Source organism: Novosphingobium meiothermophilum, assembly GCF_003171715.1.
Lineage (GTDB): Bacteria > Pseudomonadota > Alphaproteobacteria > Sphingomonadales > Sphingomonadaceae > Novosphingobium > Novosphingobium meiothermophilum.
Genome location: NZ_QGHL01000007.1, coordinates 464,623 through 481,587, shown reverse-complemented (window position 1 = coordinate 481,587; position 16,965 = coordinate 464,623). Strand labels below are relative to the sequence as shown.

Below are 16,965 nucleotides of genomic sequence, written 5' to 3'. Positions count from 1 at the left end.
TCCTGTCAGTCCTGTTCAGCGTGTGCAGCAGATGCCGGAGATGCGGAAAGCGGATCACGCGCAAAGCGCATGATGACGCGCGTGCCACCAGTGGGTTCGGGAGCAAAAGCCATCTCGCCGCCATGCTCCTCGACAATCTTGTGCACGATGGCAAGGCCAAGGCCCGTGCCCTTCTCGCGCGTGGTCATGTAGGGCTCAAGAATGCGATCACGCTCTGCCGGCAGCCCTATGCCGTTATCGACCACTTCAACCGTGACGGACGTTTCATCGCCTGAAAGCGTGACCGCGATGCGCCCGCGATAATCGATGTCCTCGTGCTTTGCCCGCGCCTCAATGGCCTCGATCGCATTCTTGAGGACGTTGGTCATGACCTGTCCGAACTGGTGGCGATCGCATTGCAGCGGCATGGTGCTGACGTCACACGCGAAGCTGAAATCGAGCGCCGGATGCGCTACTTCCTGAAGGAACAGGGCCTGTCGCACCAGATCACTGGCATCTTCGGCTCGAAACACCGGCTTGGGCAGACGGGCGAACGAGGAAAACTCGTCGACCATCTTGCGCAGATCGCCAACCTGACGAATGATCGTGCTGGTAAGTTCCTCGAAAAGTTCGGGATCGTTGGCAATCTGGCGGCCATAGCGCCGCTTGAGCCGCTCGGTGGCGAGCTGGATGGGCGTCAGCGGGTTCTTGATCTCGTGCGCGATGCGCCGGGCAACGTCCGACCATGCCGCCCGGCGCTGGTCCAGCAACTGGCGCGAGATGTCCTCGAAGGTGATGACATGGCCGTTGTCGTCCTTGACCACCCTCACCGCAAGCGTTCTCAGATCGCCGCCCATCGGCTGCTGGATGACATGATTGGCTTGTCCCGACGTCACGAGCTGGTCAAACACCGGGGAAACTTCGGCCAGAGGCCGCCCGATGGGGCTGGGTGCATCGGCAGGCACAAGCATTCGCTGGGCCGAAGAATTGATAAGCAGGACCGAGCCATCGCGACCGATGGAGACGATCCCGGCCGTGATCGATTCAAGCACCGCTTCGATGAAGGCGCGGCGCACCTCAAGCTGGGCATTTGCGGAAACGAGTGCTTTTGTCTGCCCTTCAAGCTGCTGGGTCATGCGGTTGAAAGCACGGGCGAGCAGGCCCACCTCGTCGGTGCCGCTGCTTTGCGCGACGCGCATGGCAAAATTGCCGCTGCCGATCGTGCGCGCCGCCGAAACCAGTTCGGCCAGAGGCGCCACCTGGCGGTCGGCAAATCGCAGCGCCGCCCAGACCGCAATGGCGACAAGGCCGAGACTTACCGCGAAGAGCAGGATGTTGAACCGCAGTTGCAGCGCGCGCGCGCGCGTTGTCAGCATGTCGTAGGATTTGAGCACGCTCTGCGCGCGCTCCCATTGGCCAAGCGCGAGCATGTCGGAATTGCGCGCGGTATAGAGGTAGATCTCGCGCTTGCGATCGATCGGAGTGATCGCCTCGATCCTTTCGGCCGAGGCTTTGACCACGACCCCCTCGCCCTTTTCGATCCGGGCAATATCCTGCGGCGTGACGCGCTCGCGCTCGGTGTTCTTGTCGGGATCGACGATGGCCGCAGTGCGCAGGCTCCCGTCCGAGCCACGTTCGACAATCGCGGATTCGTTGAGCTGGCGGCTCAGGACCTGAAAGGAATAGCCTTCGGCAAACTCGATCGAGGCGATATTGGCCTGATCGAGAAAGTCGCGGATGTCGCCCGCCATGGCAACGGTCTGGTTGGAAACGTCGCGCAGCTTGTCCTCGTAATAGCCGCGCGCCAGCTTGTTGGCATTTTCAAGCATTCCCCGCGAACTGTCGGAAAACCAGAACTCGACCCCGGACTGGAAGAGCAGCGAGGCGAATACCACCACGAGCAGCGTCGGAATCGCCGCGATCAGCGAAAAGAGCCAGACGAGGCGCACATGCAGGCGGCCACTTGAGCCAAGCACGCTGCGGGCCGCACGCCGGATGGCCAATCGCCGTCCTGCCAGCACCAGCAAGGTCATGGCAGGGACAAGCGTGCCGATCAGCAGGCTTGAGGTGAGCCTTGAGGGAAGGATCTGCCCCTCGCCGGTTGATCCGGTCACGGTCAGCCAACTGACCGAAAGCATCAGGACAAGGATTGTGGATGCCGCAAGCTCAAGCAGGAAGAAGACATTGGCCCGCCGCAGCGCAACCAGCAGACGCCGGAACCAGCGGGGCATTCGGCGCGAGGTGTCTTTGCCTGACTGCTGCATCGTTGCACATATACAACACCACTGTTGCGCCGTTGCAAGCAGAATTAATGACGGGTCGTCGCCGCATCCTCAGGATTGATCTGCAATTCGACCAGCCGCTTGCGCAGGGTGTTGCGATTGATCCCCAGAATCTGCGCGGCCCGAAGCTGGTTGCCCGCTGTGCGTGAAAGCACGTGAAGAAACAGCGGACGCTCGAAGGCGGCAAGCGCTGCGTCATAAACCTCACCCTGCGCCGGGGCATTTGCTTCGAGCCAGTATTCGACCGCAGCGGAGAGATCGGCGGGACCGGCCGTCTGGGCAGGCAAGGCCGCAGGCGGCGCGCCCGTATGCCTGTCATCGTCCTGCCTGTGCGAGGCCGGCGCGCCTGCCGCACCCGACGCATCCAGCAGAGCTTCGACGCCCGCCGCATCGACGACCTCCTCACGCGCCAGCAGGGCCAGCCGATACATGAAATTGCGCAGTTCCCGGACATTGCCGCGCCACGGATGGCGCGCCAGCACCTCGGCCGCCGACTTGGAAAGATTTCGGCGCGGCAGGCCCTCGCTCGCCGCCTGAACGAGAAAATGGCGTGCCAGCGCCTCGATGTCATCGGCGCGTTCGCGCAGCGGCGGCAGCTCTATCGGAACGACCGCGAGCCGATAGTAGAGATCCTCGCGGAACGTTCCGGCGGAAATCATCGGCAGGAGATCGCGATTCGTGGCCGCGATGATCCGGCAGTCCAGCTTTATCTCGTCACGTCCGCCAACCCGCCGGATGCGACCGGATTGCAACGCGCGCAGAAGGCGGGTCTGCGCCTGCATCGGCATGTCGCCGATTTCGTCGAGGAACAGCGTGCCACCACTGGCCTGTTCGAACTTGCCGATGGAGCGCGCAACCGCACCGGTAAATGCTCCCTTCTCATGGCCGAACAGTTCGCTTTCGATCAGCTCGGCTGGAATCGCGGCCGTATTGACAGCGATGAAGGGGCCGGAGCGGCGGCTTCCAAGCTGATGAATGGCCTCTGCCACGAGTTCCTTGCCGGTTCCGGATTCGCCGAGAATGAGGACGGTCAGATCGTTGCGCAGAACGCGCGTAATCATGCGATAGACCGCCTGCATGGCAGCGCTGCGCCCGACCAGCGGCAAACCCTGCGGCACCTCCGGCTCTGCGGTGGCTGCTGCGGCCTCGGCCCTGCCGATGGCCTGGGTTACGGTGCGGACCAGTTCTTCAAGATCAAAAGGCTTGGGGAAGTATTCAAAGGCGCCGGTATTGCTGGCCCGAACCGCCGTATCGAGCGTGTTCTGTGCCGAAAGGATGATGACCGGAAGATCGGGATGCGCTTCGCGGACCGGGCCAAGCGTGGCGATCCCATCGCCATCGGTCAGCATGACATCGGTCATCAGCAGCAGGTAGCCGTGCCCGGCAAGCAGACGGTCACGCTCGGCGATCGATTCGCAGCGGTCCACCGTGAAGCCCTCGGCTTCCAGTGCGGCCGTGATAACCAAAGCGATCGACGCATCGTCCTCGACCAGAAGGATACGTTTGGACATCAGGATACGGACCCCGCCACGGGAAGGTGCAGACGGAAATGGGTCACCCCCTTCACCTCGTCACGATCATGCGTGATGCGGCCATTCATCTCGCGCACCAGCTTCTGCACCAGCGCAAGGCCAAGGCCCTGCCCGTGCTTCTTGCCAGTGACGAACGGTTCGAAAATGTGATCGCGCAGAACGGGATCAATGCCCGGCCCATTGTCTGAAACACGAAGTTCTATCGGCAGGCGCAAAGGCTTGCCGCCTGGCCCGGCGTGCAGCTGGATGCCGCTCGCGAATCGGGTCCGCACGGTGATGGCGGGATGGGGCACACCCTCGCAGGCTTCGCGCGCATTGCTGAGCAGGTTCAGCAGCACCTGCACCAAGGCATCGGGATTCGCTGTCACTGCGGGCAGCGAAGGGTCGAACTCTTCGCGGATCGCAACGCTGCCGGGATGCCCGGCCGTCAGAACCGCTTCGGCACGACGCACCGCTTCGTGAAGATTGCAGGGCTGCGCCGGCTCAAGGCTGCGCCGGGACAGCGACTGCATCTGATCGATCAGTTTGGCGATCCGGTCGACCTCGCCGGTGATCAGCCCGGTCAGGGCTCTGTCCCGATCATCCAGCTTGCGGTCAAGCAGTTGTGCGGCGCCGCGAATGCCGGCAAGCGGATTCTTGATTTCGTGGGCAAGCACTTCGGGCGCGCGCAAGGCCACGCCCTCGCCTCCCCCGGCACCGGCACCATCCCCCGTCAGCGCCTCCACACCCACGCCTTCGTGAAGCATCAGCAGTTGCCAGCCGGGGCAATGATTGACCGGGCTGATCATCACGTCGAACTCGCGTGCTGCCTGCCCCAGTATCCGCACGCGCACTCCCCGCGCGAAGAGGTGCGCCTCGCCCTCGGCAAGGCGATCAAGGATCAGCGGCTCTTCAAAGTCAAACAGGTCCGCAACCTTGCGGCCCACAAGACGCCGGTAGCTTTGCCCCATGAGCTGTTCGGCCGCCGGGTTGACCGACGCCACGACCAGATCGGGATCAAGCTGGAGCAGGGCCAGTGGCAGGCTGGAGACAACGCGCTTTGGGTCGGGCTTCTGCCCCGGTTCGCTGCGATGCCATTCCGGAAAGGCGATCATGCCGCTGCGCGCTGGCCGATCCCGACGCCCGCCGCGCTGTCCTGCGTGGCAAGCTGATGATCTATCGCCCGGCCATAGAACTCGGCAAGGCTCGCGAGCACCGCATCGGGATCGTCAATGAAGTTGACCTTGTTGCGAAAATCAGCCGAGCCGTGCAGCCCCTTGGTGTACCAGCCAAGGTGCTTGCGCGCCATGTTGACGCCCGTGACCGTTCCGTAATGGGCAAGCATCGCGTGATAATGCTCGACAATCAGGGCATATTGCTCGGCAAGCGTGGGGTCGGACAGCCGCTCGCCCGTGCGCAGCCAGTGCATCACCTGCCCCAGCAGCCAGGGACGTCCATAGGATCCTCGGCCAATCATGACGCCATCGGCCGCGCTCTGTTCCACAGCCGTGGCGACATCGTCGATCCCGCAGATATCGCCGTTGACGATGACCGGAATGCTCACCGCTTCCTTCACCCGGCGCACGAAAGCCCAGTCGGCGTGGCCCTTGTACATCTGGTTGCGGGTGCGGCCGTGAACGGTAATCATCTGCGCGCCCAGATCCTGCGCGATGCGGGCAAGTTCAGGGGCGTTCAGGCTGTCATGGCACCAGCCCATGCGCATCTTGACCGTGACCGGAACCTTCACGGCCTTGACCGTTGCCTCGATCAGCCGCGTGGCAAGGGGAATGTCGCGCATCAGGGCAGAGCCCGCATCCCCGTTCACGACCTTGCGCACCGGGCAGCCCATGTTGATGTCGATGATCGCCGCACCCTTGTCTTCCGATAGCTTCGCGGCCTCGGCCATCTGCTCCGGTTCGCAACCGACGAGCTGCATCGAGACCGGCTCCTCCATCGGGTGCCAGGCCGCCTTCTGGATCGACTGGCGCGTTTCGCGGATGGCCGCAGGGCTGGCGATCATCTCGGTGACATTGAGACCGGAGCCGAAGCGACGCACGATGGTGCGGAAAGGCAGGTCGGACACGCCCGTCATCGGCGCGAGCACCACCGGGCAATCGATGGTGACGGGGCCTACGCGGATCGGGGCCAGAACTGGCGGGACGGGAATGCTCGACATGCTGGGGTCATTCTGCCTAAAAAACAGGCACGCGCATAGTCGATTGCAAATGCAACGGCAAGGTTGTTGCTCCTGAAGCCAGTGCGCTGGTAGAGGCGCGGGCAATGGAACGCGCAGCAGACGATCAAGCCTCGGCTACCGAGCAGACACTTAGCACCGCGCAATCGCGCGGCGCAGCCGTCGTCGTGGCAGCAGGCAAAGGATTGCGGGCGGGCACCAAGCTGCCGAAGCAATTCGTGATCTGGCAAGGCAAGCCGCTGCTCAGGCATTCGGTTGAAAGCCTGCTGCGTGCGGGCATCGCACCGGTCGTCGTGGCGATACCTTCTGGGTGGGAAGCCGAAGCCGAGGCCGCTCTTGCTGGTCTTCGGCAGGTGGTGTTCGTGACCGGCGGTGCAACACGACAGGAATCGGTGCGCCGCGCGCTTGAAGAACTGGCGGGCGCCCCTCCCGAAACCGTGCTCATTCATGATGCCGCGCGCCCCGTGCTGCCGCAACCCGTGATCGCCCGCCTGCTCGGAGCACTCCGCAAGGGGCGCGCGGCTGTTCCGGTGCTGCCTGTGGTCGACAGCATGGTGCGCGGCGCCGATGGCACCATGGCGGCAACCGTTGCCCGCGAGGAGCTTTACCGTGTGCAGACTCCGCAAGCCTTCGATTTCACGGCAATTCTTGCCGCACATCGAAACTGGCAAGGACTGCCCGACGCGGGAGATGATGCGCAAGTCGCGACGGCAGCGGGCCACACGGTGCTTTTGGTCGAAGGCGACGAGGCGCTGCGCAAGGTAACCTTCGCGCATGATCTGCTGGAATATCCTGCCGCATCATCCGAAACGGAGACAGGCAGGCATAGCGAGAGAAGGAAGGCCATGACCCTGCCGGTCCGAATGGGCACAGGCTTTGATGTGCACCGCCTTGTTGAAGGGGAAGCTCTGTGGCTTTGCGGCGTCAAGGTCCCTCACGACAAGGGACTGTCAGGGCATTCCGACGCTGACGTGGCCATTCATGCGCTTGTCGATGCTCTGCTTGGCGCGATTGCAGCGGGTGATATCGGCGATCATTTCCCGCCATCCGATCCCCGGTGGAAGGGCGCTTCATCCGACCGATTTCTGGACCATGCTGTCAGCCTCGTGCAGGAGGCCGGCTATCGTATCGGCAATGTCGATGTCACGATCATCTGCGAGGCACCGAAAATCGGACCGCACAAAGCGGCCATGCGTGAGACGCTTGCCCGGATTCTCAGGATTGACAGCGCTGCCGTATCCGTCAAGGCGACAACCACGGAACGGCTTGGCATGACCGGCCGCGGCGAGGGAATTGCAGCCCAGGCGGCGGCAACTCTGGTTGCCACTGAAACCTGAACGAGGAATTGGACGATGTGTGATTGGCATGATTCGGCGGAATGCCCCGGCAGCACGGTTCTGGCCTGATCCCATGACCATGCATTGCCTTCTTCCCGCCCCGCTGTGCGACCTTGCCCGCCGGGTGATTGCCGAGAACTCGGCCATCGGCCGCACGGTTGCCGTGGCGGAAAGCTGCACCGGCGGTCTGGTGGCCGCCGCCCTCACCGAAGTGCCCGGCAGCTCGGCCGTCCTCGACCGCGGCTTCGTGACCTACTCGAACGAGGCGAAGACCGAAATGCTCGGCGTGTCGGAGGATCTGATCGATACCTTCGGTGCAGTGTCCATCGCGGTAGCATGGTCGATGGCCCAAGGCGCGCTGCACCGGTCCAAGGCCGACGTTGCCGTGGCGATTACGGGAGTTGCGGGGCCAGATGGCGGTTCCGAGAACAAGCCCGTGGGAACCGTGGTCTTCGCCTGCGCGAAGCGCGGCGAGGATCCCGAAGCGACGAACGCCGAACTCAAGGTATTCGACGAGGCGCAGACGCGCGCCGAAGTGCGTTATGAAGCAGCGATGACCGCGCTGGCGCTGCTGCTGCCGTAAAGCTGTTCGGCGCGCTTCTCGAACGCGGCGACCATCTTGCGGAATGCGGCATCGAGATATTGCCCCGCCAGCTTTTCGAAAATCGCATTGCGGAACGTGAAATCCACGCTGAAGCCGATGGTGCAGCCACCGTCGGCTCTGGCGGTGAAGGTCCAGTCATTCTCAAGCCGCTTGAGCGGCCCGTCGATGTATTCGACCCTGATTTCACCCGTCCCGCTTTCGTCCGGACGCCGCTTGTGCACGCGCGAGGTGAAGCGTTCGCGCAGGGCGCTGAAGCCTACCAGCATGTCGGCCACCATTTCGGTCTCGCTGTCGGACTTGATGCGCGTGGCCACCACCCACGGCAGAAACTCGGCATAACGACGCACGTCGGCGACCAGATCATACATCTGCTCAGCCGACCAGGGCAGGGTCCGGGTTTCCGAAATGCGGGGCAAGATCAGGCTTTCAGTGCAGCCTTGGCAAGCTGCGCCTCGCGTGCGGCACGCATCTGCCGGAAATCGTCGCCGGCATGATAGCTTGACCGGGTGAGCGGGCTGGAGGCGACCTGAAGGAAACCTTTCGCGCGCGCGATCGCACCATAAGCCTCGAAAGCCTTGGGCGTCACAAACTCCATCACTTTCGCGTGTTTGGGCGTGGGTTGGAGATACTGGCCCATCGTCAGGAAATCGATCTGGGCAGATCGCATGTCATCCATGACCTGATGCACTTCAAGGCGTTCCTCGCCAAGGCCAAGCATGATGCCCGACTTGGTGAAGATGCGCGGATCGTGCCGCTTGACCTGTTCGAGCAGGCGCAGCGACGCGTAATAGCGCGCACCGGGGCGGATCGTGGGATAGAGCCGGGGCACGGTTTCGAGGTTGTGGTTGTAAACGTCAGGCCCCGCATCGACGATCGCCTCGACCGCGGCTTCCATCTTGTTGCGGAAATCCGGCGTCAGGATCTCGATGGTGGTGGCCGGGGTCATTTCGCGCAGGGCCCTGATGACCTTGACGAAATGGCCTGCCCCGCCATCGGGCAGATCGTCGCGGTCAACCGACGTGATGACGATGTGTTCAAGCCCCATTTTCCCCGCCGCCGTTGCAACGTTGAAAGGCTCCATCGGATCGACCGCGCGGGGCATTCCGGTCTTCACATTGCAGAAGGCGCAGGCGCGCGTGCAGACATCGCCCAGAATCATCACCGTGGCGTGCTTCTTGGTCCAGCATTCGCCGATGTTCGGACAGGCCGCTTCCTCGCACACCGTGTTCAGCCCAAGTTCGCGCATCAGGTTGCGCGTTTCGCCATAACCCTTGCTGGTGGGCGCTTTGACACGGATCCAGTCAGGCTTGCGCTGGCGTTCCGGGCGGATGGTCTGGGCAGGTTCGGTCATGGCTTGCGAGATAGGCCGTTCCTTCCGCTCTTGAAAGACCCAATCGATGCGGCCATTAGCTCAGGCGATGAACGAGAACTCACCAGGGCTTGAGCGCCTGCTCGCCGGCTATCGCCGCTTCCGCGAATCCGGCTGGAAGCCGAACCTTGAACGCTGGCGCGAACTGAGCGAAGGCCAGTCGCCTCAAGTCATGGTCATTGCCTGCTCGGACAGCCGGGTCGATCCCGCGCAGATCTTCGATGTCGATCCGGGCGAGATCTTCGTCGTCCGCAACGTTGCCGCAATGGTCCCTCCCTTCGAGACCGCGCCGGGCCATCACGGCGTGTCCGCAGCGCTGGAGTTCGCGGTGCAGGTTCTTGAGGTCAAGGAAATCGTCGTCATGGGGCACGGCATGTGCGGCGGATGCAAGGCAGCGCTGACCCACAGCCTGAAAGGTGCAAAACATGGCGACGGTGGGTTTATAACCGACTGGATTTCGCTTCTGGACGAAGCGCGCGAGGCGGTGGTTGCGCAGCACGGCACCGAAGGCCGCGCCGCCGAACTCGCGATGGAACTGGCGGGCGTGCGGCAAAGCCTTGCCAATCTGCGGACATTTCCTTTCGTGAGCCGCAAGGAGAAGGAAGGCAGCCTGCGTCTGCGCGGCGCTTTCTTTGCGATCAACGACGGCGTGCTCAATCTGCTTGACGAGGCTTCGGGCGAGTTTCATCCGGTAGCCTGATCGCCGCTGGCATCAGCCCGGCTGCACACACCATCACACCAGACGAAGAAAGGGCGGCTGTTCAGGCCGCCCTTTCCGTCTTGCCGCAAGGCCCTGAAAGCTCAGGACGGCGAATGCTCAGGGACGGCCCTGCACGGTTGCGAAGGCCGACCAGAGCCGCGCCAGCTTGGCACGGGTTCCGCCAACCTGGGCAAACACGGTCTTGGCTTCGTCGAACTTGTCCTGATCGACCAGCGCGATGCCAAGCCGGGTCAGCGCACGATCGCGGTCGATCGCGCCGCCCTTTTCCAGCGCCATCCGGTACATTTCCTCGGCCTTGGCTGGTTCGTCGTAGGACAGATAGGCATCGGCCATGGCGACGGCGCTGCGGCCATCCTTGCTCGCACGGGCTTCCTTGTCGAGCGCAGGCAGCGATGCCTTGTCGGCTGCCACTCGGCTCTTGGCCTGCGAAAGCGCATCGGCAACGAAGGCGTCGTTGGCGCGCAGCACACCTGCCTTGATCCCTGCCTCGGCAACCTTGACCACCTCTCCGGGGAAGCGGCGCGGGTCAGCAGCCTCGATATACTCGACATATTCGCGCTCGACATACTTCGGATCGTTCTGGAACCCGCCGGCGCGCAGCAGGAGACGTCCCAGATCGAGCGATTCCTGCGCGGTGAACTGACCGAACTCGCGCACGAGCTGACCGGCACCAAGCCAGTTCAGCGCATTCGGTTCGTTCTCGACCATAAGCGTCGACCATTCGATCGCCTGCTCGCCCAGACGGTTCTTGTAGGCGATGAGGTTGGCGCGCTTGAACCACGCTTCGGGAATGGGCTGGCCTGCTGCCTTGCGCACATCCAGCGCCATCTTCAGCGCAGCGAGTGCCTCTGCGTTCTGGCCCTGCTGGGCATAGGCATCAGCCAGCAGTTCGGCCGCACTGTCATCGTTGTAATTTGCCTGAACGACCGCCGTCAGCGCCCTCACCGCCGTGGGGAAGTCCTTGTTGGAATAGGCGAAGTTGCCGAGGTAGAACTGATACTCGGTCAGGTTGGCGGCAGGCACCTGTCCGCTGTCGAGCATGTACTGGATGCCGCGCTGGCGCATCCCCACATCGTTCAGCAACCCGCCGAGGCTTACCGCCCAGCCGCCGGCCGCCATGCGATCAAGCGGGGTCTGGATTGCGGCTTCGGCCGCAGCCAGTTCGGCGGCAGCATTGGGCGCGGCGGCCTTCTGCGCGGCGGCATCGCCACCCTTCTTCTTCACTTCGTCAATGGCGGTCATCGACTTCTGGATAGGACCGGCCGCCGCCACGAACTCCTTCGAGTAGGTCGCCTTGGCAGCCTTCTGTTCCTTTTCCTTGGCCGCGACCGCGGTTGCGCCGACAGTCAGCGCGCCGGTGCACAGCGCCACGGCCAGCGCGGTCTTGCCGATCATGCTTCCGGTAATACGCTTGAAGTTCGAACGCATAGAACTCGTCTCCTCTTCGACCGGTGGCCCACGCGGGCGACCCTGCCCGGATGCGTGTTCCCTTGCGGCCCTCTCGCCAGATTGTCGGCTTCCGCTAGTGGCGCGGAAATGTCCCCTTGGCAACGGTCTGTGCGCTATCCTTGTTCCCGTGAACGCTGATTGAATGACGCTTCACCCCGATATTCATGCAACTGGTCGCAGCGGCTCGCAAATGTGGAAAACCGGGCCTTAACGCCGGTCTTGGGCGGTCTGTTGCTGGCCATTGGCGGCCGATGGGTCTAGGGCCGCAGATCATCCCTTGTTCCCATAACGAAAAGCTGTTCCCGTGAGCGACGACACCACGATCATCGACCCCCCTGCCCCCGCCCCCGACGGCGAGTTCCAGCGGATCGACATCGTCGACGAGATGAAGACCAGCTATCTCGATTACGCGATGAGCGTGATCGTGAGCCGCGCGCTGCCTGACGTGCGCGATGGCCTGAAGCCCGTCCACCGCCGCATCCTGTGGACCAGTCACGAAAACGGGTTCGTCTCGACCAAGGCCTATCGCAAGTCAGCCCGCATCGTTGGCGATACGATGGGCAAGTATCACCCGCATGGCGACAGCGCGATCTACGATGCGCTCGCTCGGATGACGCAGGACTGGTCGATGCGTCTGCCGCTGATCGACGGACAGGGCAACTTCGGCTCGATGGACCCCGATCCACCGGCCTCGATGCGTTATACCGAAGCCCGTCTGGCCAAGGTCGCGGATGCGCTGCTTGCCGATATCGACAAGGATACCGTCGATTTCAGCCCGAACTATGACGGCTCCGAGCATGAACCGCAGGTCCTGCCCGCACGCTTTCCCAACCTGCTGGTCAACGGCGCGGGCGGGATTGCCGTCGGCATGGCCACGAACATCCCCCCGCACAATCTGGGCGAGGTGATCGACGGCTGCCTTGCCTACATGGACAATCCCCGGATCACGATCGACGAACTGATCCAGATCATCCCCGGACCCGATTTCCCCACCGCCCCCCTCATCCTTGGTGCATCCGGTGCGCGCAAGGCCTATCATGAAGGGCGCGGCTCGATCATCATGCGCGCCCGCCATCAAATCGAGGAAGGCCGGGGCGACCGGCGTTCCATCGTTCTGACGAGCATTCCCTATCAGGTCGGCAAGTCGAACCTGGTGGAAAAGATCGCCGAGGCGGCCAAGGACAAGCGGATCGAGGGCATCTCGGACATCCGCGACGAATCCAACCGCGAAGGCGTGCGGGTGGTCATCGATCTCAAGCGCGATGCCACGCCCGAAGTGGTGCTCAACCAGATCTGGCGCAACACGCCCGCGCAATCGAGCTTCCCGGCCAACATGCTGGCCATTCGCGGCGGCAGGCCCGAAGTTCTCAACCTGAAAGATATCATCGAAGCCTTCGTGCGCTTCCGCGAGGAAGTGATTACCCGCCGCACCAAATTCGAACTGAACAAGGCACGCGACCGGGCGCATATCCTGCTGGGCCTCGTGATTGCCGTGACCAACCTTGACGAGGTGGTGCGGATCATCCGCGGCTCGCCCAATCCGCAGGTTGCGCGTGACACCCTGCTCGCCCGCGAATGGCCGATGGGCGAGATTGCGCCCTATATCCGCCTTGTCGAGGCGATCGAGGATGCCGGCGTTGCCGATGCGGCCACCTATCGCCTTTCGGAAATCCAGGTCCGCGCCATCCTCGACCTGCGCCTGCACCGCCTGACGGCGCTGGGCCGCGACGAGATCGGCGATGAACTGGAGGGGCTGGCCAAGGCCATTGCCGAATACCTCTCCATCCTTGCCGACCGGGCCAAGCTCTATGGCGTCATGCGCGAGGAACTGCTTGCAGTGCGCCTGGCTTTCGCCACGCCGCGCCTTTCCGAGATCGCGCCTGCTGCCGACGGCATCGAGGACGAAGACCTGATCGAGCGCGAGGACATGGTCGTGACCATCACCCTCGACGGCTATATCAAGCGGACCCCGCTTTCCACCTTCCGTGCCCAGAACCGGGGCGGAAAGGGTCGTTCGGGCATGGCCACCAAGGACGAGGATGCCGTTGCCACGATGTTCGTGGCCAGCACGCACACACCGGTCCTGTTCTTCTCGACGGCGGGCAAGGTCTATCGCCTCAAGGTATGGCGTCTGCCAGAAGGCGGGGCGGCCACGCGCGGGCGCCCGGTCGTCAACATGCTGCCTGCACTCGATCAGGGCGAAACCATCGCCACCGTGCTGCCGCTGCCGGAAGACGAGGCCGAATGGGGCAAGCTCTCGGTGGTCTTCGCCACGGCAAAGGGCAACGTGCGCCGCAACTCGATGGATGCGTTCGCCAACATTCCCTCGAACGGCAAGTTCGCGATGAAGTTCGAAGAGGACAGTGATGACCGGCTGATCGGGGTGGCACTGCTGGAGCCGAGCGATGACGTGCTGCTGGCCACGCGGTCGGGCAAGGCAATCCGCTTTGCGGGCGATGAAGTGCGCGAGTTCACCAGCCGCACCTCCACCGGCGTGCGGGGGATGACGCTGAAGGGCGATGACGAGGTCATCTCGCTCTCGATCCTGCACCGTGTTGGCGTGAAGGATCAGGAAGAGCGCGAGGGCTATCTGCGCTTTGCCCCGTGGAAGGGTGAAAAGGAAGGCGAGCCCGTGCTTTCGGCCGAGCGCATGGCCGAACTGGCGGCACGCGAGCAGTTCATCCTCACCGTCTGCGCCAACGGCTATGGAAAGCTGTCTTCTGCCTATGAATACCGCCGCACCGGACGCGGCGGACAGGGCATTACCAATATTGACAACATCGAACGCAATGGCCCGGTCGTGGCGAGCTTCCCGGCAACACAGGCCGATCAGCTCATGCTCGTTACCGATCAGGCCAAGCTCATCCGCCTGCCGCTCGATTCGCTGCGCGTGATCGGACGCGGCAGCGCGGGCGTGCGCCTGTTCAACGTTTCTGGCGACGAGCATGTGGTAAGCGCCGTGCGCCTGGCAGAGGCCGAAGATGGCGCGGACGGCCCGGAAGCCGAAGCCGGCGGGACAGCGTCAGACGCAACGCAGGTTTGACCAAAGTGATGATGTCGTCTCCTCCTGCTGTCGCCTACAAGGTGCTCACATCCGGGCAGATGGCGCAGTTCAAGGCTGATGGCGTGTGCCGGGGAGCGCCTGTCGATCTGGCGGATGGCTTCATTCACCTCTCAACGGCCGAGCAGTTGACCGAAACAGTGGACAAACACTTCGCCGGGCAGGACGGTCTTCACGTCGTTGCCGTCGATCTGGCGCAGCTTGGCGAAGCGGTGCGGTGGGAACCGTCGCGCGGTGGCGCGCTGTTCCCGCACATCTACGCCGACCTGCCGTGGAGCGCGGCCATTGCCAGTGGCCCGTTGCAGCGGGACACTGCGGGACAGGTCATTCTTCCTGTCGCAGACTGACTTGAACCCGGTCCGTCATTCCTGCGCAAACTCGCCGCGCGCCCGCAAGGTGGCAATGACCCCGGTGCAGATCAGGAACTGGCCGAAATAATAGAGCGGCCAGATCAGCATTTGCGCTGCAGCAGTCCCTGCCAGCGGCCCCATGCGTGCGAAGATCAGCAGATCGGATGCCACGAACATCATGGCACCCAGCCCCACCCGGTAACGGGGAAAGCTGCTGAGCCATGCCGCTGCGGCCATGCCGGAAAGGCCAAAAGCATAGAATGCCACGTCTGCCCGGCCGGTAAGCTGCCACGAAATAAGCGGCACCCCCAGCAAGGTGGCGATGGCCGCCGCCTTCTGGCTGGGCGCAGGCCGTTCGCGCCGGAAACGCCGGTAAAGCGCAATAGCTGCCAGATGCCCCAGCAGGAAGGCCACCGCGCCGCCGGCAAAATGGACTTCAAGAACCATATCGCCAATGGCCCCCAGCGCCATGACCAGCGCCAGTTGATGCGCATTGCGCGAAGGGTGATGTGCCCAGGCATAAGCGGCAAGCAAGGCCACCCCCAGCCCCTTCCAGGCAATCAGCCACAGCCCCGGAACCTGCCCCTTGGCCGCCAGCCAGTAGCTTGTTCCGGCAACAAGACTGGCCGCCAGCCAGGGCCGCTTTTCCATCAGGGCACCACCTGCCACACTTTCCCCCTTCGCCAGTCCTCGCAACGCTATTGCCGCAGCCGCCATGCAATGCCAAGGCGCAACCCATGACGTATCAGGTTCACATCATCGGTGGCGGCATGGCCGGTTCCGAAGCCGCCTGGCAACTTGCCCGGCGCGGCATCCGCGTGCGCCTTTCGGAAATGCGCGGAGGCGGTGATACCACACCGGCCCATAACGGCGCTGGTCTTGCCGAACTGGTCTGCTCCAATTCGTTCCGCTCGGACGACGACGAGAAGAACGCAGTGGGGCTGCTGCATCATGAAATGCGCCAGTGCGACAGCCTGCTGATGACAGCAGCAGCAAAGGCGCGGGTTCCGGCAGGCTCTGCGCTGGCCGTGGATCGCGACGTGTTTTCAGCCGAGGTCGAGGCGGCCCTGCGCACTCAGCCGACGCTGGAAATCGTGCGTGAGCGGGTTGATGTGCTGCCAACGGACGGACTGACGATCATCGCCACTGGTCCGCTCACCGCGCCCTCCCTCGCGCACAGCATCGGTGCCGCCACCGGTGCGGAAAGCCTTGCCTTTTTCGATGCCATTGCTCCCATCGTCTATCGCGACAGTATCGACATGGATGTGGCCTGGATGGCCTCGCGCTGGGACAAGGGCGCGGAAGCCTCGCTTGCCATGGGAGGCGATGGACGCGACTACATCAACTGCCCGATGACCCGCGAGCAGTATCTGGCGTTTCGTGAGGAACTGCTGGCAGGCGAGAAGACCGAGTTCAAGGAATGGGAGGCAAACACCCCCTATTTCGACGGCTGCATGCCGATCGAGGTCATGGCCGCCCGCGGCGAGGAAACGCTGCGCTTCGGCCCGATGAAGCCGGTCGGGCTGGACAACCCGCACTGGGCAACACCGGAACACCCCAATGGCCGCTGGCCCTATGCCGTCGTCCAGCTCCGGCAGGACAACAAGCTGGGCACGCTGTGGAACATGGTCGGCTTCCAGACCAAGCTCAAGCACGCCGAGCAGGTCCGCGTTTTCCGCACCATTCCGGGCCTGGAGCGGGCCGAGTTCGCAAGGCTTGGTGGCCTGCACCGCAATACTTTCATCAATTCCCCCACACTGCTGGACCGGCAGCTTCGCCTGAAGCGTGCCCCGCATATCCGCTTTGCCGGCCAGATCACCGGCTGCGAAGGCTATGTCGAAAGCGGTGCGGTCGGTCTGCTGGCGGGCCTTATGGCGGCGACCGAACTGGCCGGGCGTGAATGGCAGGCACCACCGCGCACAACAGCGCTGGGCGCGCTGCTTGCCCATATCACCGGCGATGCAGAGGCTGAAAGCTTCCAGCCGATGAACGTCAATTTCGGGCTGTTCCCGCCACTGGCAGATGTGAAGAAAAAGGTGCGCAAGGAAGCCTATACCGAACGCGCCAAACGCGATCTCTCCAAATGGACAGGCGCCCTCGTCTGAAGC

At 63.4% G+C, this 16,965-nt stretch carries 14 protein-coding genes; 6 read left to right on the top strand and 8 right to left on the bottom strand.

Annotated elements, in window-relative coordinates; genetic code table 11:
* Positions 1–5: 5 nt before the first annotated feature.
* The 4 genes from DKM43_RS06390 to dusB all read right to left on the bottom strand — a co-directional run bounded on the left by DKM43_RS06390 (position 6) and on the right by dusB (position 5,948).
* Positions 6–2,210, bottom strand: a complete 2,205-nt coding sequence (locus tag DKM43_RS06390) for a sensor histidine kinase (RefSeq protein ID WP_236632420.1) — start codon at positions 2,208–2,210, stop codon at positions 6–8.
* A gap of 77 nt (positions 2,211–2,287) precedes the next feature.
* Positions 2,288–3,772, bottom strand: coding sequence for a sigma-54-dependent transcriptional regulator (locus DKM43_RS06385; RefSeq protein ID WP_109797606.1), 1,485 nt, complete (start codon positions 3,770–3,772; stop codon positions 2,288–2,290).
* A complete protein-coding gene (locus tag DKM43_RS06380; RefSeq protein ID WP_109797605.1) occupies positions 3,772–4,887 on the bottom strand; it encodes a two-component system sensor histidine kinase NtrB in 1,116 nt (371 codons plus the stop codon). The genes DKM43_RS06385 and DKM43_RS06380 overlap by 1 nt, the downstream gene beginning before the upstream one ends.
* Positions 4,884–5,948 (bottom strand): tRNA dihydrouridine synthase DusB, encoded by a 1,065-nt coding sequence (gene dusB / locus DKM43_RS06375; RefSeq protein ID WP_109797604.1) that lies wholly within the window; start codon positions 5,946–5,948, stop codon positions 4,884–4,886. Before dusB ends, DKM43_RS06380 begins: the two co-directional genes overlap by 4 nt.
* A 104-nt stretch (positions 5,949–6,052) precedes the next feature.
* Between dusB and DKM43_RS06370 the strand changes: the two genes are divergently transcribed.
* Positions 6,053–7,303, top strand: coding sequence for a bifunctional 2-C-methyl-D-erythritol 4-phosphate cytidylyltransferase/2-C-methyl-D-erythritol 2,4-cyclodiphosphate synthase (locus DKM43_RS06370; protein WP_109797603.1), 1,251 nt, complete (start codon positions 6,053–6,055; stop codon positions 7,301–7,303).
* A 79-nt stretch (positions 7,304–7,382) separates the two neighbouring features.
* Positions 7,383–7,886 carry a CinA family protein gene (locus tag DKM43_RS06365; protein ID WP_109798044.1) on the top strand — a complete coding sequence of 168 codons (504 nt, stop codon included), beginning with the start codon at positions 7,383–7,385 and terminating at the stop codon, positions 7,884–7,886.
* Here the strand turns inward: DKM43_RS06365 and DKM43_RS06360 are convergent.
* Together DKM43_RS06360 and lipA are read right to left on the bottom strand one after the other, a co-directional pair.
* Positions 7,844–8,323: a type II toxin-antitoxin system RatA family toxin gene (locus tag DKM43_RS06360; RefSeq protein ID WP_109797602.1), complete on the bottom strand. Its 480-nt coding sequence runs from the start codon at positions 8,321–8,323 to the stop codon at positions 7,844–7,846. The two genes, DKM43_RS06365 and DKM43_RS06360, sit on opposite strands and share 43 nt — an antisense overlap.
* A gap of 2 nt (positions 8,324–8,325) precedes the next feature.
* Positions 8,326–9,270, bottom strand: coding sequence for a lipoyl synthase (gene lipA, locus DKM43_RS06355; protein ID WP_330857626.1), 945 nt, complete (start codon positions 9,268–9,270; stop codon positions 8,326–8,328).
* Between the two features lie 55 nt (positions 9,271–9,325).
* On the opposite strand from lipA, the gene DKM43_RS06350 reads away from it, so the two are divergent.
* Positions 9,326–9,976 carry a carbonic anhydrase gene (locus DKM43_RS06350; RefSeq protein WP_236632418.1) on the top strand — a complete coding sequence of 217 codons (651 nt, stop codon included), beginning with the start codon at positions 9,326–9,328 and terminating at the stop codon, positions 9,974–9,976.
* Positions 9,977–10,093: 117 nt separating this feature from the next.
* Here DKM43_RS06350 and DKM43_RS06345 read toward each other — a convergent pair whose 3' ends face one another.
* Positions 10,094–11,425: a tetratricopeptide repeat protein gene (locus tag DKM43_RS06345; protein WP_109797599.1), complete on the bottom strand. Its 1,332-nt coding sequence runs from the start codon at positions 11,423–11,425 to the stop codon at positions 10,094–10,096.
* Between the two features lie 325 nt (positions 11,426–11,750).
* On the opposite strand from DKM43_RS06345, the gene gyrA reads away from it, so the two are divergent.
* Both gyrA and DKM43_RS06335 read left to right on the top strand, forming a co-directional pair.
* Positions 11,751–14,489, top strand: a complete 2,739-nt coding sequence (gene gyrA, locus DKM43_RS06340) for a DNA gyrase subunit A (protein WP_109797598.1) — start codon at positions 11,751–11,753, stop codon at positions 14,487–14,489.
* 11 nt (positions 14,490–14,500) lie between these two features.
* Positions 14,501–14,854 (top strand): DUF952 domain-containing protein, encoded by a 354-nt coding sequence (locus tag DKM43_RS06335; protein WP_109798043.1) that lies wholly within the window; start codon positions 14,501–14,503, stop codon positions 14,852–14,854.
* A 15-nt stretch (positions 14,855–14,869) separates the two neighbouring features.
* Here the strand turns inward: DKM43_RS06335 and DKM43_RS06330 are convergent, their stop codons facing one another.
* Positions 14,870–15,508, bottom strand: a complete 639-nt coding sequence (locus tag DKM43_RS06330; protein ID WP_236632417.1) for a lysoplasmalogenase — start codon at positions 15,506–15,508, stop codon at positions 14,870–14,872.
* A gap of 86 nt (positions 15,509–15,594) precedes the next feature.
* On the opposite strand from DKM43_RS06330, the gene trmFO reads away from it, so the two are divergent.
* On the top strand, positions 15,595–16,962 hold the full coding sequence (gene trmFO, locus DKM43_RS06325) for a methylenetetrahydrofolate--tRNA-(uracil(54)-C(5))-methyltransferase (FADH(2)-oxidizing) TrmFO (RefSeq protein WP_109797596.1): 1,368 nt from the start codon (positions 15,595–15,597) through the stop codon (positions 16,960–16,962).
* The last annotated feature ends 3 nt before the right edge of the window (positions 16,963–16,965 follow it).

Excerpts from the sequence above, each read along its gene's own strand:
- DKM43_RS06330 (WP_236632417.1), bottom strand. The coding sequence starts at position 15,508 with ATGGAAAAGCGGCCCTGGCTGGCGGCCAGTCTTGTTGCCGGAACAAGC.
- DKM43_RS06385 (WP_109797606.1), bottom strand. The coding sequence starts at position 3,772 with ATGTCCAAACGTATCCTTCTGGTCGAGGACGATGCGTCGATCGCTTTG.
- trmFO (WP_109797596.1), top strand. The coding sequence starts at position 15,595 with ATGACGTATCAGGTTCACATCATCGGTGGCGGCATGGCCGGTTCCGAA.
- DKM43_RS06350 (WP_236632418.1), top strand. The coding sequence starts at position 9,326 with ATGAACGAGAACTCACCAGGGCTTGAGCGCCTGCTCGCCGGCTATCGC.
- DKM43_RS06365 (WP_109798044.1), top strand. The coding sequence starts at position 7,383 with ATGCATTGCCTTCTTCCCGCCCCGCTGTGCGACCTTGCCCGCCGGGTG.
- DKM43_RS06380 (WP_109797605.1), bottom strand. The coding sequence starts at position 4,887 with ATGATCGCCTTTCCGGAATGGCATCGCAGCGAACCGGGGCAGAAGCCC.
- DKM43_RS06335 (WP_109798043.1), top strand. The coding sequence starts at position 14,501 with ATGTCGTCTCCTCCTGCTGTCGCCTACAAGGTGCTCACATCCGGGCAG.
- dusB (WP_109797604.1), bottom strand. The coding sequence starts at position 5,948 with ATGTCGAGCATTCCCGTCCCGCCAGTTCTGGCCCCGATCCGCGTAGGC.
- DKM43_RS06390 (WP_236632420.1), bottom strand. The coding sequence starts at position 2,210 with ATGCCCCGCTGGTTCCGGCGTCTGCTGGTTGCGCTGCGGCGGGCCAAT.
- DKM43_RS06345 (WP_109797599.1), bottom strand. The coding sequence starts at position 11,425 with ATGCGTTCGAACTTCAAGCGTATTACCGGAAGCATGATCGGCAAGACC.
- DKM43_RS06370 (WP_109797603.1), top strand. The coding sequence starts at position 6,053 with ATGGAACGCGCAGCAGACGATCAAGCCTCGGCTACCGAGCAGACACTT.